Genomic DNA, 15,378 nt, shown 5'->3' with positions numbered 1-15,378 from the left:
ACGGCGACCCCATCGGGACGGGACGACGCGACGGTGGTCGGGAAAGGCCGTGACGTACGATCGCGGTGAGGGCGAAGCGCCAGGCCGAGATTCCGGCACCAGTGTGAGAGAGGGCTCAGGATGTTCGGTTCGAAGAAGCAGAAGAAGAAGCTCAACGATCTGATGGCGCAGCTCAGGCCCGACCTGAGTCGGGAATCGCTCGGCGTCGGGCCCGACTTCCCGGGCGTCGCCCCGAACCCGCTCCTGAGCAGTGGTGCATGGAAGCGCAATGCGGAACTGCGTACGGGGGCGCTGGCGCTCGGCGTTCTCGTCGACTGGCGGGAGGTCAGCAGCGACGGCAGTCCACGCGTGGTCCTGATGTTCGACGTGGAGACCGCCGACGGCATCTCGTTCCGCGGTATCGCCGACGAGAACCTCACGATCACCGAGCTCACCCGACTCGCCCCAGGACAGACGTTGCCCGTGCGCTACCGGCCGGCCGTCATGGACCACTACGTCGCCCTTGCCCGGGACGCGGACCCCGCCCGTGTGCAGCAGCTCTCTGACGAGATCGCGAGCCGCAAGCGGCCCTAGGCCGCGTCGCTGGCGACCTCGCCGCGCGGGGTCGCGCCGGCCAGCTTCTCGGCCTGCTTCTCGCGGGAGATGTAGACCGGCTTGCTCATCAGCCCGACGGCCACGAAGCCCTTGATCAGCAGCGCCGAGAGGTCGACCTCGTACCAGCGCATGCCGTGCGAGGCCGAGCGCGGGAAGGCGTGGTGGTTGTGGTGCCACGACTCGCCGAGGGTCAGGATCGCCAGCACCGGGTTGTTGCGCGAGTGGTCGTCGATGTCGAACCGGCGGTAGCCCGAGAAGTGGCAGATCGAGTTGACGCTCCAGGTCACGTGGTGGATGAAGAAGACCTTGACCAGGCCCGCCCAGATGAAGGTCTGGAGTCCGCCGGCGATGCTGCCGTGGTAGGCCCAGCCGGCCAGGAACGGGACGGCCAGGGCGCCCAGCGCGATGTAGGGGAAGGCCTTGGAGATCCGCACCAGGCCCTTGTCGCGGAGCAGGTCCGGCGTGTGCTTGCGGGGCCAGCCGCGCTCGATCTCGGTCGACCAGAGCCAGCCGACGTGGGCGTGCCAGAGGCCCTTGAGGCCCTCGCCGCCGCCGATGTGCGGGGAGTGCGGGTCGCCTTCCTGGTCGGTGTGGGCGTGGTGCTTGCGGTGGTCGGCGGCCCAGATCAGGGCGGGGCCCTCGATCGCGGTCGAGCCGGCGATCACGAACAGGTAGCGGACCCACTTCGGCGCCTGGACCGAGCCGTGCGTCAGCATCCGGTGGTAGCCGACCGTCACGCCGAAGGCGCTGAACAGGTACATCCCGACCAGCATCGCGATGTCGAACCAGCTGACGGCCTTGTTCCAGAGCAGGACGATCGCGATAAGGACGCCGATGAAGGGCACGGCGACGGCCACGATGTTCACGTAGCGCGTCGCCCGCGACATGGTCTTATGGGGTCGAGGCGCGGCGGCTTCGGGGGAGGCGACTTCGGGCATGGACTCAGGGTATGCGCAAGCAGGCCGCCTTCCCGCCGCCGAGAGCGAGAACTGAACCGGCGTTATTCATCACTTCTTGCGTAGTCCGCTCCGGGCTCCCGGCCGGCGTAGGCTGGGTCGCGTGCCGCCCGTCGAGCCCGCGATCCTGTTCTACGACCGCGACTGCCGCTTCTGCGCCTGGGGCGTGGTCGGGCTCGTGCGGCGGACGCGGCCGGGGACGCTGCGGCTGGCCACGATCCAGGGGCCGCTCGGCGACCAGCGGCTGGGGCACCTGCCCGAGCGGCGCCGGCTCGAGAGCTGGCACGTCTGGGACGGCGAGCGGCTGCGCAGCGAGGCCGACGTGCTCGACGTCGTCGGGGCGCGCGTGCAGGCCCCGGGGCTGCGAGCGGCGCTGATGGTCGCGCGGCTGCTGCCGCGCCCGGTCGCGTCGGCGGCCTACCGGCGGGTCGCCGCGCGGCGGGTCGCGATCTCGCGGCTGCTACCCGATCGCTGGAAGCAGGCGGCCGAGGCCCGGCTGCCGGGGCTGCTGGCGGACGTCGCCGAGTCGAGCGACCCGCCCGCGGCGTCCCCTCACGGCTAGGATCGCGCGATGGCGCGCGGTCGACCACAGCAGGACCGGCCCCGGGCCGCACGAGCGCTGCTGGTCGCGGGCGTGCTGCTGGCCGTCGTCGCGCTCGGCCTGACCGGTCTCCGGCTCGCCGTGCTCGACGAGGGGCGGTTCGTCGCCGCCGCCGGCAAGGCGATCAGCGAGCCGGCCGTCTCCGAGGTCGTCGGCGACCGGATCACCGACCGGCTGCTCGCGGTCGAGCCGGATCTGCTGACCGTCCAGCCGATCGTGCGCAGCGCGACGATCGCCGCCGTCGGCTCGTCGGCCGCGCAGGGCCTGGTCCGGACGGCGGCCCGCCAGCTCCACCGGACCGCGGTCGCGGGCGATCCCGACACGGCGGTCCTGCGGCTGGGGAACCTCGGGCTGCTCGCGGTCCAGACGCTCCGGACCCTGAACCCGAACGTGGCCAAGCAGGTACCGGAGGGGATCGACGCCGCGCTGGTCTCGATCGACGACGGCCAGGCGGCCGAGGTGATGGGCGCCGTGACCGAGGCGGGCCACACGCTGCGGGTGCTCTCGTGGCTGGCGACGGTCTTGGCGCTGATCCTGCTGGTGGGATCGGTGCTCGTCCGCCGCGACCGGATGGCGGCGCTGCGCTCGACCGGCCTCGGGATCGCCGCCGCCGGTCTCGGCACGATCGTCGTCCACCTGATCGTGCGCGCGATCACCGTCGGCGCGCTGACCGGCCCCGACACCCGGGAGATCGGCTTCGCCGTCTACGACGCGTTCCTCGGGGACGTCGTCTCGCTCGGGACGGCCGCGGTCGCGACCGGGCTGGTGCTGGTCGTCGCGGTCGGCGCCCTGACCCGCCGCGAGTCGCTGACCACGACCGTCCGGCGCCGGCTGACCGGGATCGACGAGGACCCGCGGGGCCGGCGCGTGCTGGCCGGACTGACCGCGGCCTCGGGCGCCGTGCTGCTGCTCGACCGCGAGCTGGCGCTGCGAGTGGTGGCGACGGTCGCCGGGGTCGCGCTGCTGGTGGTCGGCCTCGAGGTCCTGCTGCGCACCGGCGCGGAGGCGCGGGCGGGGGAGGAGCCGGATGCGGGCGACGAACCGGACGGGGACGAGGTCGCCCGTCCGCTCGGGGCCCGGCTGAAGGCGCTCGGCGCCCGGATCGGCCTCCGCCGCGGGCTCGCCGTCGGGGCGGCCCTGATCATCGGGCTGGTGGTGATCGGCGGCGCGACCGAGCAGTCGCTGAGCACGCCGCGGTTCGGGCCGGCCCGCTGCAACGGGGCGACCGAGCTCTGCGACCTGCGGCTCGACCAGGTCGTGCTGGCGTCGACCCACAACTCCAACGCCGCGGCCGACGACGGGTTCCTGCTCGCGAACCAGGAGACGGGGATCGCCGATCAGCTCGCGGGCGGCATCCGCGGCTTTCTGATCGACACCCACGAGGGCCAGCGGACGTCGCGCGGGGTCTACACCCGGATCGCGCCCGGCACCAACAGCCTGGAGAAGATCGAGAGCGGGATCGGCCCCGACGCGACCCGCACCGCGCTGCGCCTGCGGGGGCGGCTGAGCGGCGGCGAGAAGCAGCCGTCGGAGGTCTTCCTCTGCCACGGCTTCTGCGAGCTGGGCGCCGTCCGCGCTGTCGACAGCCTGCGCGACATCCGCAACTTCCTGCTGGCGAACCCGGACGAGGTCGTGATCCTCAGCGTCGAGGACCAGACCACGCCGGAGCGGTTCGCTGATGTCATGCGCGAGAGCGGGCTGCTCGACCTGGTCTGGAAGGGCTCGGTCTCGCCGATGCCGACGCTCGGCGAGATGGTCGGCGACGGGGGCCGGGTGCTGGTGATGGTCGAGGAGGACGCGGGCACGATCCCCTGGATGCACCAGCAGTTCGAGATCTCCCAGGACACCCCGTACAACCTCCAGACCCGCAAGCAGCTGCTCGGCGACGAGGGGTGCGCCGTCAACCGTGGGCCGCGCACGGCGCCGCTGTTCCTGATGAACCACTTCCTCGGCACGGTTCCGCCGCGGCCCTCGGAGGCGGTCGCGGTCAACGGCCGCGCCGCGCTGTTGGAGCAGGTCGAGCATTGCCGCAAGCTGCGCGACCGGACGGCGAACCTGCTGGCCGTCGACTTCTGGAAGGTCGGCGACGTGGTCGGGGTCACCCGCGAGCTGAACGAGCAGATCGCCCGCGACCACGGCTGAGCCGGCCGGGGCGATCCCGGCCGGTGGCGCTGGGGCCTACCGGGGCGAGCGCCGCTAGAAGACCCCGAACTCGCGGACGAGCGGCCCGAGGCGGGTCTCGAAGAGCAGCGCGAGCAGGCCCTGCTCGAACTCGCGGGCGAGCCGCTGGACGTCGCGGAAGAGCGGATCGGCGGCAGCGTCGCGGTGGGTGAGGGCGGTCAGTCGCGCCCGGATCTCGGGATCGTCGAGCATCCCGATCCAGCGGTCGTAGGCGCCGAGCGCCCGCAGCCCCTCGTCGGTCGCGTCGTGGCGCAGGAAGGCGTCGGCGAGGCGGTCGGTCGGGGGCGCCTGCAGCTGGTCGACGAGGAACTCCGGCTGCTCCTCGCGGCGGTGCTGGTGGCAGAGCAGGACCGGGACCAGGCCGCCGGCGAACAGCAGCTTGCGGTTGAGGCGCAGCTTGGCGTTGCGCATGCCCCACTTGCGCTCGTCGGTCCGCGCCTTGCCCGCGAAGTCGACGCAGATCGTCCGCCAGTAGCGGATCAGGTCGTTGAGCAGGAAGCGCGGGGGACTGTGGTCCTTGGCGTGGTCGGCGAGGTAGCCGTCGATCACCTGCGTGAGCGAGGCCCGGTAGGCCTCGCGGCCGACCACCGGCAGCGACTCCAGGACCAGCAGCATCCGCTGGGTCAGATTGGCGTTGCTGTCGTCCTCGAGTCCGATGTGGCGGACCATCGGACCGACGAAGACCTGCTGGCCGAAGATCCCCTGGGTCCCGGGCTTGGCCTCGCCCGAGCCGAGGATCCCGTCGAGCAGCGCGACGTGTGGTCGGGCGTCCGGGCGTGGTTCGCCGCCGACCAGCACGAGGAAGTCGTCGTCGCTGCCCTGGGTCCGTTCGCGCCGGCCCCACGAGCCCATCAGGACGACCGAGGCGTCGTCGTTGCGGGGGACGTCGCGTAGCCGCTTGCGGATCGCCTCGAGGTCGACCCCGGTCCGCTGGCGGGCGGCGATCAGGTGGGGAAAGCCACGACGACTGTGCTCGGCCAACCGCTCCAGCGCGCCCTGTGGGGTCTCGATCACGCCCGGGACGCTACCGCGCGGGCGCCAAGCTGATCGTGCGAGCCGATCGAACGTCCGCGAACACGCGTCCGGCGCGGGCCGAAGACGCCTGTCGGCCGGCTCCGGCCGGAACGTCACGACGGCGGGTGGAGACGGCGAGCGGCGGTCCGGCGGGAACCGACTCCGCCGCCGGTCAGCGCGCCGGCAGGTCCGCTTCGAGGATCCACGGCACGTCGCGGCAGCGCGAGAGGACCGGCGCGAAGGCCTCCTCGTCGGCCGCCGTCAAGGCGATGTGGTGGCAGCCCTCGTCGAGCGAGCTGAGGTGGACGTGGCGCAGCCGCTCGCCGTAGGCGTCGAGCAGCCGGTGGGCCTCCTCGAGCGTCGGGTCGATCGACTGGGCGTGGGGGACGTCGAGGCAGAAGCCGGCGTCGGGCAGCTGGTCGAAGAGCGGGGCCAGCTCGTTGACGGTCCGGCCGGTCGCCTTGCGGGAGTCCATGTTCTCCAGCACCAGCGCGCGGCCGAGCGAGGCGTAGTGGGCCGGGTCCTCGATCGAGTCGGGGTGGACGACCAGCGCGTCGATCGAGAGCGGCAGCGCCCGCAGCCGCGCGACCAGCTCGGCCTCGGGCAGCTCGCGGTGCTTGGTCGGCGCGTGGATGCTGAGGAACCGGAACGGCAGCTCGCGGCTGGTCTCGTCGAGCCAGGTGCAGAGGCTCAGGAACTCCGGCTCGGAGAGCGCCGCCAGCTCGGCGGCGAGCGTCGAGACATCGAGCGCGCGGTGGACCAGCAGGTCCCAGTGGCCGCGCAGCTCGACGAGGTGACCGGTCGACGTGCCCAGCGGATGGTGGGTCGAGAGCGGCCCACTCGTCCGAGCGTCGACGGTCACGGAGGAAGCCATGCCACCGACAGTAGGACGCCGCTCGGACGCGATGCCGGGCCCGCTTGCAGGGGCCGTCGGGGAGGGCGATCCGGCGGTCGAGCGGAGCGGAGCGGCGGGCGGGAGGGGGGCGAACTGGTCCAGCACGGAGAGGCAGCGTGACAGAGCGAACGACGCTCCGCGGCGGACGCGCGGATCTGCTTGCGGGGCGCGTCGGCGCCCCGCTCGACCGGGTCAGACGGAGGCCGAGACCAACCGCCAGGGGTTCTCACGGTCGTTGGTCAGCTCGAAGCGCCAGCGTTGCCCCTGCTCCGTCTCCCGGTCGCGAGAGCCCGCGATCAGGGCGACGGTGTCGCGGTCCTCGCGGTACCAGCGGGCCCGGTACCGCAGCGCCACCTCCATCGTCGCCGAGCGGCCCTCGCCGCCCGCGACCGACTCGATCGCGACCGAGGTGACGCGTGGGCCGCGGACGACGGTGCGGGTCGTCTCGCTCTGGTCGGCGCCGTAGAGCAGGGTCTGGATCGCCTCGGGGGCGGCGAGTCGCTCGAGGGCGTCGTCGGCACCGTCGATCGCCGTGGCCCAGGCGGCGACGGCCCGATCGACCGCGATCGTGAGGACGTCGGGGCTGAAGCGGTCGTCGACCAGCGAGAGGTCGAGCGCGGCGGCCCGGGCGTCCCCGCTGAAGCTGGTCGCGACGAGGCTGGCTACCGCTCCGCCGTCGCCGGCGGCGTCATCGGCCGCCATCTCGGTGCGGGCGTCGCCGGCCAGCTCCGGATCCTGGTCGGGGGTCAGGACCAGCGTCTCGGTCAGATGGTGCGCGCCCTCCAGCTCCTGTTCGATCGAGAGCAGGAACCAGTACTGCTCGGCGTGCCAGGCGATCGTCCAGTACTCGGCGAGCTGGATCTGCGGGCCGTCCTGGCCGTTGGGGTACTTCCGTCCCGCGGGCGTCTCGACCCAGCTCTTCATCGGCATCTGGACGTGGACGACGGCACGGTCGTCGCCGTCGGCGGTCCGGTTGAGGACCGTGATCAGGCGGACCTCCGGACGATGCGTCAGCTCGACGCGGTTCTGCCAGCTGCGCTGCTCGAAGTCGTCCAGCCGCCGCTCCCACTCGACGAGCAGGTCGCGGCCGAGGACCGCGGCGAGCGTCGGACGGTCACCCGTCGACCACGCCGTCTGGACCCGCACGACCAGCGCCTCGACCAGCGGGATCAGGCGCTCGGGATCGAACTTCGCGTCGTCCTCGGCGGCGACGACCGCGGCGGCGCGGACCTCGGCGTCGCGCTGCTGACGGGCCCTGGCCCGCTTCCGGCGGGAGAGCCAGGCGGCGACCGCCGGCACCACGACGAAGAGGAACAGGCCGACGAAGATCAGCACCAGCGCGCCGCCGCTGGTCTCCCCGCCGCCCGAGGCCCCGGAGCTTCCGCCTCCCGAATAGCCGCCTCCACCGCCGCCCCCACCCGAGAAGCCCGATGAACCGGAGCCCGCCTGGGCGAGTAGGGGCGTGAGCAGCGTGGACGTGACGGTCAGCACAGACCGACATCCTGTCAGCGGGGCGCGGGCGGCGTACGGCCCTCGCCCCGTACGCTCTGGGGATGGTCGACTTGGGACACGCGGCACTCGGCGCCTGGAGTGGTGGACGGTTCATGCACTTCGGGCAGCAGCTCGAAGAGGAGCAGCTGGTCGAGCTGCTCCGACCGGTCGGGCGTCTGCGGACGATCGTGACCGCCGACGTCTACGGCGAGGGTGAGGGCGACCGGGTCGTGGCCAAGGCGATCGCGGACACGCCGCGGTCGGAGGTGCGGCTGGTCGGCGCGGTCGGGCACGACTTCTACGAGGGCGAGCGCCAGGGCGCGAAGGGCTTCCCGCGCTTCACCGACCCGGCCCTGCGCGGGCCCGAGGGCTACGCCGACTACCTGAAGATGGCGACCGAGCGCAGCCTCGAGCGCTGCGGGGTCGACCGCTTCGACCTGCTGATGCTGCACAACCCGGACCGGATCGGCTACTCGTCCGAGGTCGTCTGGGACGCGATGCAGGACCTCAAGGACCAGGGCCTGGCCGACGCGATCGGGATCGCCCCGGGGCCGGCCAACGGCTTCACCCTCGACATCCTCAGCTGCCTCGAGCGGTTCGGCGACCGGATCGACTGGGCGATGCTGATCCTCGGCCCGCTCGAGCCGTGGCCGGGCCGTCTGGTCCTGCCCGCCTGCGAGGAGCACGAGGTCCAGGTGCTGGCGCGGGTCGTCGACTACGGCGGGATCTTCTGGGGCGACCTGCGCCCCGAGACGCCGCTCGGCGAGTACGACCACCGCCGCTTCCGTCCCGACGGCTGGGTCGAGCGCGGGGTCGGGATCGTCGACCGGATCGCCAAGATCGGCCGCGCCCGGGGGCTCACCCCGATGCAGACTGCTGCCCAGTGGGCGCTCGCTCAGCCCGCCGTCTCGTGCGTCGTGCCGACGCTGATCCAGGAGCTGCCGGCCACCGGTCCGATGGCAGTCGAGCCGACGTCGATCTTCGCCAAGCGCGACGAGCTTGCCGCGCTGCCGGCCGAGATCCGGCTCGCGAAGACCGAGCTGGTGAAGATCACCGAGTACGGCGACAACTCCGGCTCGATGGACCTGAAGGGTGCCTCGCCGGTCTTCGAGGGCGAGGAGCGCCCCGACCAGTGGGCGATCGGGACGCCGCAGATGCAGGCCGCACGCCGGTGGGGGATCGACCCCGACCAGCAGCTGGTCAAGACGGCGATCTGACCGTGGCCGGGACCGACGCCGCGGGCGGGGACGGGCCGGAGGTCCGCCCCGGTCGCTACCGCCACTACAAGGGACCCGAGTACGAGGTCCTGTTCGAGGCCCGGCACAGCGAGACGGAGGAGGTCCTCGTGGTCTACCGCGCGCTCTACGGCGAGCACGGCCTCTGGGTCCGCCCGAAGGCGATGTTCGTCGAGACCGTCGAGGTCGACGGCGAGACCCGCCCGCGGTTCGCGCCGATCGACTGAGGCACGAACGCGGGCGCGGGACCGGCCGGGTTCGGTCGCGGCCGCTCCCGGCCACGACCGTCTCGGGCCGCGCGACCGCCTCGGGCTGCACGACCGACTGGGCCACACGGCCGTCTCGGGCCGTGCGGCCGGCCGGCTCAGTCCTCGGAGAGGACCACGACCCGGTCGTGCTCGTCCGGCCGCAGGAGCGGTCGGTCGTGCGGCCGCTGGCGGTCGTGACCTCGAGGTTGCGGAGCGGCTGGACCTCGGGCGCACCGAACTCGCTGACGACGGTCAGGTGCGACCCGGGCGAGGCGTACTGGTCGAGCTCGGTGACGACGCTCGGCGCGCGCTCGTTCCAGCCGAGCACGAGGATCCGCGACGGCGGCTCCGGACGGCGGGGGAGGGCGCGGATCGCGGCCGGGTCGGCGACGCCGGCGGCGGCGCGGGCACCGGTCAGCTTCGAGTCGTCCTCGGCGATCACGACCAGCGTGCGGCCGTCGACGGGGGTCTCCATCGGCGGGTTCAGGGTCACGGTCCCGTCGGCCTCGGCGACGCCGATCACGGAGCAGTCCTCGTAGCCGAGCAGCGCCTCGCCGTAGCTGCCGGAGGCGAGCCGCGGCTCGTCGTGGAAGTAGACCTCGTCACCGTCGAAGTCGAACAGCTCGGTGTAGACCATCGCGGCGCCGGACTGGCGGGACGTCTGCACGATCAGGCGGGCGACGGTCTCGCGCTTGTTGACGATCACGACGCCCGTGCCGGCGACCATCCGGGCGGCCTCGAGCGACGAGGGGTCCTCGATCTCGACGACGACGTGGAGCGGCCGGTCCTCGCTGCGCGGTCCGTGGGTCAGCGCGAGCAGGGTCTTGATCACCTCGCTGTCGGGCTCCTCGCCGTCGGGCGCGAGCACGATGATCGAGCGGGCGCCCTCGTGGTTGCCGATCCGCAGGTCGCCGACGTCGATCGGCGAGCCGGTCCGGCAGATCACGCGGGTGCCGCGGAGGTCGCCCGCGCGCTCGCGGATCTCCTCCTCCATCTCGACCTTGTCCTTGGGCGCGAGGATCACGACCGCGGGGCGCTTGCGGCTCTCGTTGGCGATCGAGAGCTCGCGGAGGATCGTCATCACGGCGTCGGACCAGCCGAGGATCAGCGTGTGGTCCTCCTCGAGCACCCGCGAGCGGCCGCGCCGCAGCTCCATCAGGCGCGCGTCGATCCCGGTCGCGATCACGCCGATCAGGGCGCTGACCACGAACAGGCCGGCGATCGTCAGTGCCAGCATCGTCAGCAGGAACCGCCACGAGCCGCTGTCGCCGGCGACGGTGCCGGGGTCGAGCGCGTGCATCAGGCTGTTGAAGAGCTGCTGGCGGACTCCGGGGCGGACCCCGTCGTCGTCCTGTGGAGCGAGCCGGGTGGCGAGCACCAGGACGCTGAAGACGACGATCAGCGCCAGGGTCAGGACGGCCAGCCAGCCGACGAGGGCGGACGGCCCGCGGGCCATGCTGGCGTCGAAGTGGTAGCGGACCCGCTCGCGGATCCCTGGTCGGCCGCGACGGTCGGGGCCGGACCGCGTCGACCGATCGGTTGCTTGGCCCTGCTTCATGGAGCGGGCCGTGCGCTCCCGCGTCTGACGGCCGGTGCGCGACATGCGCGGCACCCTACTCACGCTCACGGCCCGGCGCGGTCTGCGGTGAACGATGTTCCCCCTCTGGTGGACGCGCGTACGACTGCGAACGCGCCCGGTTTGCCGTCTGGACTCGAGCCCGCCCGCCCGCCCGCCCGCCCGCGGGCAGCGTCGCCGCGGCGATCAGGAGGGCAGGAGTCGCGAGCTGGCCTCCGAGGGGGCCGGGCGGCCCCGAGGGCGGAAACACGACGAGCCCGGAAGATCCGGGCTCGAAGGGGTACTACGGGGCGGCGTGAGCCGCCCGGGGGACGATCGCTCTAGCGGTCGTCGCGGCGGCCGCGGCCACCGCGCTCCGGGCGATCCTCGCCGCGGTCCTCGCGACCGGGCATGGAGATCATGCGCGGGTGCGGGTACGGCAGCAGGGCCAGCTCACGCGCCTGCTTCACGGCGCGAGCGGCGTGGGCCTGGTCACGGGCGTTGAGGCCGGTCGCGCGACGCGAGCGGATCTTGCCCTTCTCGGTCACGAGGGCACGGAGCGCATCGACGTGCAGGTGGTCGATCTGCGAGACCTGCTCCTTGGTGAGCTTGGGCGTGCGCCGCGGGCCACCCTTAGGAGAACGCCGGCCACGTGCCGGTTTGCTGGAAGGTCGAGCCATAGACAGGCCATAATGGCATACCACCTGGGGCGAACGCTGTCCGCCCGTCCCGCCCCGGAGCGTGGAGTCCCGGGGCGCCGCGTCGTCGCCGGCGGGCGCTGCCGCTCGCTAGGCGCGGAGCGCGGCGGACGAGTCCGCGTCGGGCCAGCCGGGCGGCATCGGGAAGCTCTCCTCGCCGATCCCGAGCACGACCGGCTCGCTGGCGTCGGCCCGGACGGTCACGGAGAACGACAGCTGCGGCCGGGTCGTGTCCCAGTGGAGCTGGAGCACGTCGCTGCCGTCGAGGGCGGCGGCGGCCTGCTGGGTGGTCACCGCGTAGTGCTCGACGCCGCCCAGTGGCGCGGCGATGTCGCCCGACTCTGGATCGGCGTCGAACGGCGGCAGCGACTTGAACGCCGGCACCACGGGGGTCGGGATCGACCCGTCCTCCCCGAGCTCGATCGCGTGCGGGAGGTGGAAGACGCGGTCGCCGATCGTGACCTCGATCGGGTTCAGCCGCTCGACGTCGACGACGGCGGGCTCGACGAGGTCGTGGCGGCCGACGCCGCCGGCGATCACGGCGACGGCGCGGTTGGCGCCGGACGCGTGCAGCAGCTCGCGGAGCAGGACGACGACCTCGTCGAGCGGGCCGACGGTGGCGACGAGGTCGACGGACGGATCGCTCACGGGCGGGACTCCGGGGACGGGGGAGGAAGCGGGGAGGGGAGGCCGCTGGAGTAGGCCTCGGCGACGGTCGCCGCCCACGCGGCGTCGCCCCAGCGCTCGCGCTGGTGGGCGATCGTGCCGGCGGTGTCGTAGGCGACCCGGCGCAGCTCGACGTGGCCGTCGTCGTGGAGGAGTCCGTAGGCGGCCCGCGGGTCGCCGTCGAACGGGAGGCCGACGCTGCCCGGGTTGACCACGACGGTGGTCCCGCCGTCGGGCCGGAGCAGCTCGCGCTCGACGGGGATGTGGGTGTGGCCGACGACGAGCAGGTCCGGCGTGCGTCCGTCGAGCAGCTCGGCCTCGTCCGGTGCGGGCTCGGGCAGGAAGCCGAGCACGTCGGAGCGGGGCGAGCCGTGCCACGCCTCGCCGCCGGGGATCGGCAGCCAGAGCGGCAGCGCGTAGAGCTCGGCGACGGTCTCCGGGCCGAGCGCGTCGCGGGCTGCTGCGGCGCCGTCGACGGCGAGCGGGATCCGGGGCACGTCGTCGGCCTCGACCATCCAGCGCTCGTGGTTGCCGCGGATCCAGCGGGCGTTCTCCAGCGAGCGGAGCCGCTCGAGCGCCTCGACCGGCCACGGGCCGAAGGCGCTGACGTCGCCGCCGATCAGCCAGTCGTCGGCACCGGCCGCGCGCGCGTCGTCGAGCACGGCGTCGAGCGCGGCGAGGTTGCCGTGCACGTCGTAGAGAAGCGCGAGCACCCGCGCACCGTAGCGCGCGGAGGCGTCCCGCGGGAAGCGCACGGCCACCGGACGGCCGTCGCCAGCGGGTCGCGCGGCGGTCGTTCGCTGTCAAAGCGTCTCACCCGGCTAGAAACGGAGCGCGCGATCCGCTTGTGCTACGTTGCCAAACGGATCGTCTGCTCCGCTTAATCGCCGGGCGTCGTCCGACCGGCTCGGCGGCCGTCCCGTCCCGAGCCCCCGATTCCGCAGGAGGACCCCGTATGAGTACCGAGACCACCCCAAACAACCGGCGCGACATGATCGCGCTCTACGTGCTCTGCCTGGGCATGCTGATGATCGTGCTCGACGGCACGATCGTGAACACGGCGCTGCCCGTGCTGAAGGAGAGCCTCGAGTTCTCCGACAGCAACCTGACCTGGGTCCTCAACGCCTACCTGATCCCGTTCGGCGGCCTGCTGATGCTGTCCGGCCGGATCGGCGACCTGATCGGTCAGCGCAAGATGTTCCTCTGGGGGATGTCGCTGTTCACGCTCGCCTCGCTGCTCTGCGGGCTCGCCGAGAGCCAGGAGATGCTGATCGGCGCCCGCTTCCTGCAGGGCGTCGGCGGCGCGCTCGGCTCGTCCGTGATCCTCGGGATGATCATCACGATGTTCCGTGAGCCGCGGGCGCAGGGCAAGGCGATCGGCATCTACTCGTTCGTCGCCTCCGCCGGTGGCTCGCTCGGCCTGCTGCTCGGCGGCGTGCTGACCGACGTGCTCAGCTGGCACTGGATCTTCTTCGTGAACCTGCCGATCGGGATCGCGACCGTGATCCTGGCCAAGCGGCTGGTGCCCGACCGTCCCGGCCTCGGGTTCAAGGAGAACAAGGTCGACGTCCCCGGCGCGCTGATGCTGACCGGCGGCCTGATGGTCGGCGTCTACGCGATCGTCGGCGTCGAGCGCGAGGGCTGGGGCTCGGCCCAGACGCTGCTGCTGTTCGCCGTCGCCGCGGTCCTGCTGGTCGGCTTCGTCGTTCGCCAGGCGCGGATCGCGCACCCGCTGCTGCCGCTGCGGATCTTCCGCTCGCGCAACGTGAGCGGCGCCAACCTCGTCCTGCTCGGCGTCCTGGCCGGCATGTTCTCGGTCTTCTTCTTCGGCGCCCGCTACGCCGGGGAGATCCTCGGCTACAGCCCGATCGAGATCGGCTTCGCGTTCCTGCCGCTGACCCTCCTGATCGGCGGGGTCTCCACGCGGCTCGCGCAGCCTTTGACCGAGCGGTTCGGTCCGCGCAACGTCCTGATCGGCGGACTGACGTCGATCGTGGCCGCGGTCCTGCTGTTCACGCAGACGCCGGTCGACGGCAACTACTTCGTCAACGTCCTGCCGTCGATGCTGCTGCTCGGCCTCGGCGCCGGCCTCAGCTTCCCCTCGATCATGGGCCTGGCGATGTCCGGCGCCACGCCGGAGGACTCCGGCATCGCGTCCGGCCTGGTGAACACGTCGATGCAGGTCGGCGGCGCGATCGCGCTGTCGGTGCTGGCGACCTTCGCCGCCGAGCGCACGACGAGCAAGCTGGCGGACGGCGCCAGCCAGCTGGAGGCCCTCAACGCCGGCTTCCACGTGGCGTACCTGATCGCCGCGGGGATCGTCCTCGCCGCGATCGCGGCCGCGGTGCTGGTCCTCCGCGACGAGCCGGCGGTCAACGCCGACGCGGTTCCCGAGGGCGCGGCGCCGGCCTACTCCGAGGCGGGCTGAATGGCCGCGCAGGGCCGGTCGACGACGGGCGTCGTCGACCGGTCTGCCGCCGGAGCCCCCGCGATCCCGGGTCGGGTGGACCGGTCGACTAGCATCCGTCCATGAGCACCACGGTCGAAGGCCTCCCGGAGGCCCCCGGCGCAGCGGACGTCCTGCGCCCCCAGCGGGCCGACGCGCGGCGGAACCGCGAGCGGCTGCTGGAGGCGGCGACCGCCGTCTTCGCCGAGGTCGGCGCCGACGCCAGCGTGGCCGAGATCGCCCGCCGGGCCGGGGTCGGCGCCGGGACGCTGTTCCGCCACTTCCCGACCAAGCACGAGCTGCTGCTGGCCACGCTCGAGCTGGGCTTCGACGACATCCAGGCCGCGATCGTCCAGGCCGAGGCGATGGACGACGGCTGGGAGGGCCTCGTCCACGTGCTGACTGTCTGCGCCGAGATCCAGTCGCGGGACCGCGCCTTCCTCGAGTCGGTCGGCCCCGAGCTGTTCCGCGAGCCGAGTCTGCAACGCCGCAACGCCGAGCGGATGGGGCACCTGAAGACCCTGATCGAGCGGGCCCAGAAGGCGGGCCTCGTGCGCGAGGACCTGCGGGCCGAGGACGTGCCGTTCCTGCTGAGCGCCGTCGGCGGCGCGACCGGCCAGTGCGGGGCCGCCGGCGAGGTCACGCCGGGCCTCTGGCGCCGCTACCTCGGGATCGTGCTCGACGGGATGCGTCCGGCCGGCGCGTCGCCGCTGCCGGTCCCGGCGCCGACGCTCGAGCAGCTGACGGCGCGCTGCGACGCCACGCTGGCGACCGACGCCGACTGATCGCGCGGGCCCG

Annotated in this window: 15 protein-coding genes and 1 pseudogene; 8 read left to right on the top strand and 8 right to left on the bottom strand. The window is 72.9% G+C overall.

The window, feature by feature from the left end; all coding sequences use genetic code 11:
* Positions 1–120: 120 nt before the first annotated feature.
* Complete coding sequence (locus ACVUH9_RS10950) at positions 121–573, top strand: hypothetical protein (protein WP_475756778.1); 453 nt, start codon at positions 121–123, stop codon at positions 571–573.
* On the opposite strand, the gene ACVUH9_RS10945 is transcribed toward ACVUH9_RS10950, so the two are convergent.
* Positions 570–1,481 (bottom strand): acyl-CoA desaturase, encoded by a 912-nt coding sequence (locus ACVUH9_RS10945; RefSeq protein ID WP_475756776.1) that lies wholly within the window; start codon positions 1,479–1,481, stop codon positions 570–572. The two genes, ACVUH9_RS10950 and ACVUH9_RS10945, sit on opposite strands and share 4 nt — an antisense overlap.
* A 172-nt stretch (positions 1,482–1,653) precedes the next feature.
* On the opposite strand from ACVUH9_RS10945, the gene ACVUH9_RS10940 reads away from it, so the two are divergent.
* Complete coding sequence (locus ACVUH9_RS10940) at positions 1,654–2,112, top strand: DCC1-like thiol-disulfide oxidoreductase family protein (RefSeq protein WP_475756774.1); 459 nt, start codon at positions 1,654–1,656, stop codon at positions 2,110–2,112.
* 9 nt (positions 2,113–2,121) lie between these two features.
* Positions 2,122–4,293, top strand: a complete 2,172-nt coding sequence (locus tag ACVUH9_RS10935; RefSeq protein ID WP_475756773.1) for a phosphoinositide-specific phospholipase C-related protein — start codon at positions 2,122–2,124, stop codon at positions 4,291–4,293.
* Between the two features lie 54 nt (positions 4,294–4,347).
* On the opposite strand, the gene ACVUH9_RS10930 is transcribed toward ACVUH9_RS10935, so the two are convergent.
* From ACVUH9_RS10930 to ACVUH9_RS10920, 3 genes are all read right to left on the bottom strand, one after another.
* Positions 4,348–5,346: a hypothetical protein gene (locus tag ACVUH9_RS10930; RefSeq protein ID WP_475756771.1), complete on the bottom strand. Its 999-nt coding sequence runs from the start codon at positions 5,344–5,346 to the stop codon at positions 4,348–4,350.
* A gap of 172 nt (positions 5,347–5,518) precedes the next feature.
* Complete coding sequence (locus tag ACVUH9_RS10925; RefSeq protein ID WP_475756769.1) at positions 5,519–6,220, bottom strand: TIM barrel protein; 702 nt, start codon at positions 6,218–6,220, stop codon at positions 5,519–5,521.
* Positions 6,221–6,433: 213 nt separating this feature from the next.
* A complete protein-coding gene (locus ACVUH9_RS10920; protein ID WP_475756767.1) occupies positions 6,434–7,732 on the bottom strand; it encodes a TIM44-like domain-containing protein in 1,299 nt (432 codons plus the stop codon).
* A 62-nt stretch (positions 7,733–7,794) separates the two neighbouring features.
* On the opposite strand from ACVUH9_RS10920, the gene ACVUH9_RS10915 reads away from it, so the two are divergent.
* The 3 genes from ACVUH9_RS10915 (at position 7,795) to ACVUH9_RS10905 (ending at position 9,754) form a co-directional block, all read left to right on the top strand.
* Positions 7,795–8,949, top strand: coding sequence for an aldo/keto reductase (locus ACVUH9_RS10915; RefSeq protein ID WP_475756766.1), 1,155 nt, complete (start codon positions 7,795–7,797; stop codon positions 8,947–8,949).
* 2 nt (positions 8,950–8,951) lie between these two features.
* Positions 8,952–9,194 carry a DUF1653 domain-containing protein gene (locus ACVUH9_RS10910; protein WP_475756764.1) on the top strand — a complete coding sequence of 81 codons (243 nt, stop codon included), beginning with the start codon at positions 8,952–8,954 and terminating at the stop codon, positions 9,192–9,194.
* 167 nt (positions 9,195–9,361) lie between these two features.
* Positions 9,362–9,754 carry a hypothetical protein gene (locus tag ACVUH9_RS10905; RefSeq protein WP_475756762.1) on the top strand — a complete coding sequence of 131 codons (393 nt, stop codon included), beginning with the start codon at positions 9,362–9,364 and terminating at the stop codon, positions 9,752–9,754.
* Here the strand turns inward: ACVUH9_RS10905 and ACVUH9_RS10900 are convergent.
* The 4 genes and pseudogenes from ACVUH9_RS10900 to ACVUH9_RS10885 form a co-directional block, all read right to left on the bottom strand.
* Positions 9,682–9,852: pseudogene (locus ACVUH9_RS10900) on the bottom strand (CASTOR/POLLUX-related putative ion channel); the annotation flags it as partial. The gene ACVUH9_RS10905 and the pseudogene ACVUH9_RS10900 sit on opposite strands and share 73 nt — an antisense overlap.
* 1,259 nt (positions 9,853–11,111) lie before the next feature.
* A complete protein-coding gene (gene rpsR, locus ACVUH9_RS10895) occupies positions 11,112–11,450 on the bottom strand; it encodes a 30S ribosomal protein S18 (protein ID WP_475756760.1) in 339 nt (112 codons plus the stop codon).
* Positions 11,451–11,558: 108 nt separating this feature from the next.
* Positions 11,559–12,116 carry a hypothetical protein gene (locus tag ACVUH9_RS10890; RefSeq protein ID WP_475756759.1) on the bottom strand — a complete coding sequence of 186 codons (558 nt, stop codon included), beginning with the start codon at positions 12,114–12,116 and terminating at the stop codon, positions 11,559–11,561.
* Complete coding sequence (locus ACVUH9_RS10885) at positions 12,113–12,847, bottom strand: metallophosphoesterase family protein (RefSeq protein WP_475756757.1); 735 nt, start codon at positions 12,845–12,847, stop codon at positions 12,113–12,115. The genes ACVUH9_RS10890 and ACVUH9_RS10885 overlap by 4 nt, the downstream gene beginning before the upstream one ends.
* A 242-nt stretch (positions 12,848–13,089) precedes the next feature.
* Here ACVUH9_RS10885 and ACVUH9_RS10880 point away from each other — a divergent pair, with 242 nt between their 5' ends.
* Together ACVUH9_RS10880 and ACVUH9_RS10875 are read left to right on the top strand one after the other, a co-directional pair.
* Positions 13,090–14,562: an MFS transporter gene (locus ACVUH9_RS10880; protein ID WP_475756755.1), complete on the top strand. Its 1,473-nt coding sequence runs from the start codon at positions 13,090–13,092 to the stop codon at positions 14,560–14,562.
* A gap of 101 nt (positions 14,563–14,663) precedes the next feature.
* Positions 14,664–15,365, top strand: coding sequence for a TetR/AcrR family transcriptional regulator (locus ACVUH9_RS10875; RefSeq protein ID WP_475756753.1), 702 nt, complete (start codon positions 14,664–14,666; stop codon positions 15,363–15,365).
* Positions 15,366–15,378 lie beyond the last annotated feature (13 nt).

Source organism: Patulibacter ginsengiterrae (assembly GCF_056269115.1).
The sequence above is the reverse complement of the archived record's forward strand: the minus strand, read 5'-3'. Positions and strand labels throughout refer to the sequence as shown.

What these genes read in the sequence shown, in the direction of transcription:
- ACVUH9_RS10950 (WP_475756778.1), top strand. Translation starts at nt 121, where the DNA reads ATGTTCGGTTCGAAGAAGCAGAAGAAGAAGCTCAACGATCTGATGGCG.
- ACVUH9_RS10945 (WP_475756776.1), bottom strand. Translation starts at nt 1,481, where the DNA reads ATGTCGCGGGCGACGCGCTACGTGAACATCGTGGCCGTCGCCGTGCCC.
- ACVUH9_RS10935 (WP_475756773.1), top strand. Translation starts at nt 2,122, where the DNA reads ATGGCGCGCGGTCGACCACAGCAGGACCGGCCCCGGGCCGCACGAGCG.
- ACVUH9_RS10925 (WP_475756769.1), bottom strand. Translation starts at nt 6,220, where the DNA reads ATGGCTTCCTCCGTGACCGTCGACGCTCGGACGAGTGGGCCGCTCTCG.
- ACVUH9_RS10915 (WP_475756766.1), top strand. Translation starts at nt 7,795, where the DNA reads ATGGTCGACTTGGGACACGCGGCACTCGGCGCCTGGAGTGGTGGACGG.
- rpsR (WP_475756760.1), bottom strand. Translation starts at nt 11,450, where the DNA reads ATGGCTCGACCTTCCAGCAAACCGGCACGTGGCCGGCGTTCTCCTAAG.
- ACVUH9_RS10880 (WP_475756755.1), top strand. Translation starts at nt 13,090, where the DNA reads ATGAGTACCGAGACCACCCCAAACAACCGGCGCGACATGATCGCGCTC.
- ACVUH9_RS10875 (WP_475756753.1), top strand. Translation starts at nt 14,664, where the DNA reads ATGAGCACCACGGTCGAAGGCCTCCCGGAGGCCCCCGGCGCAGCGGAC.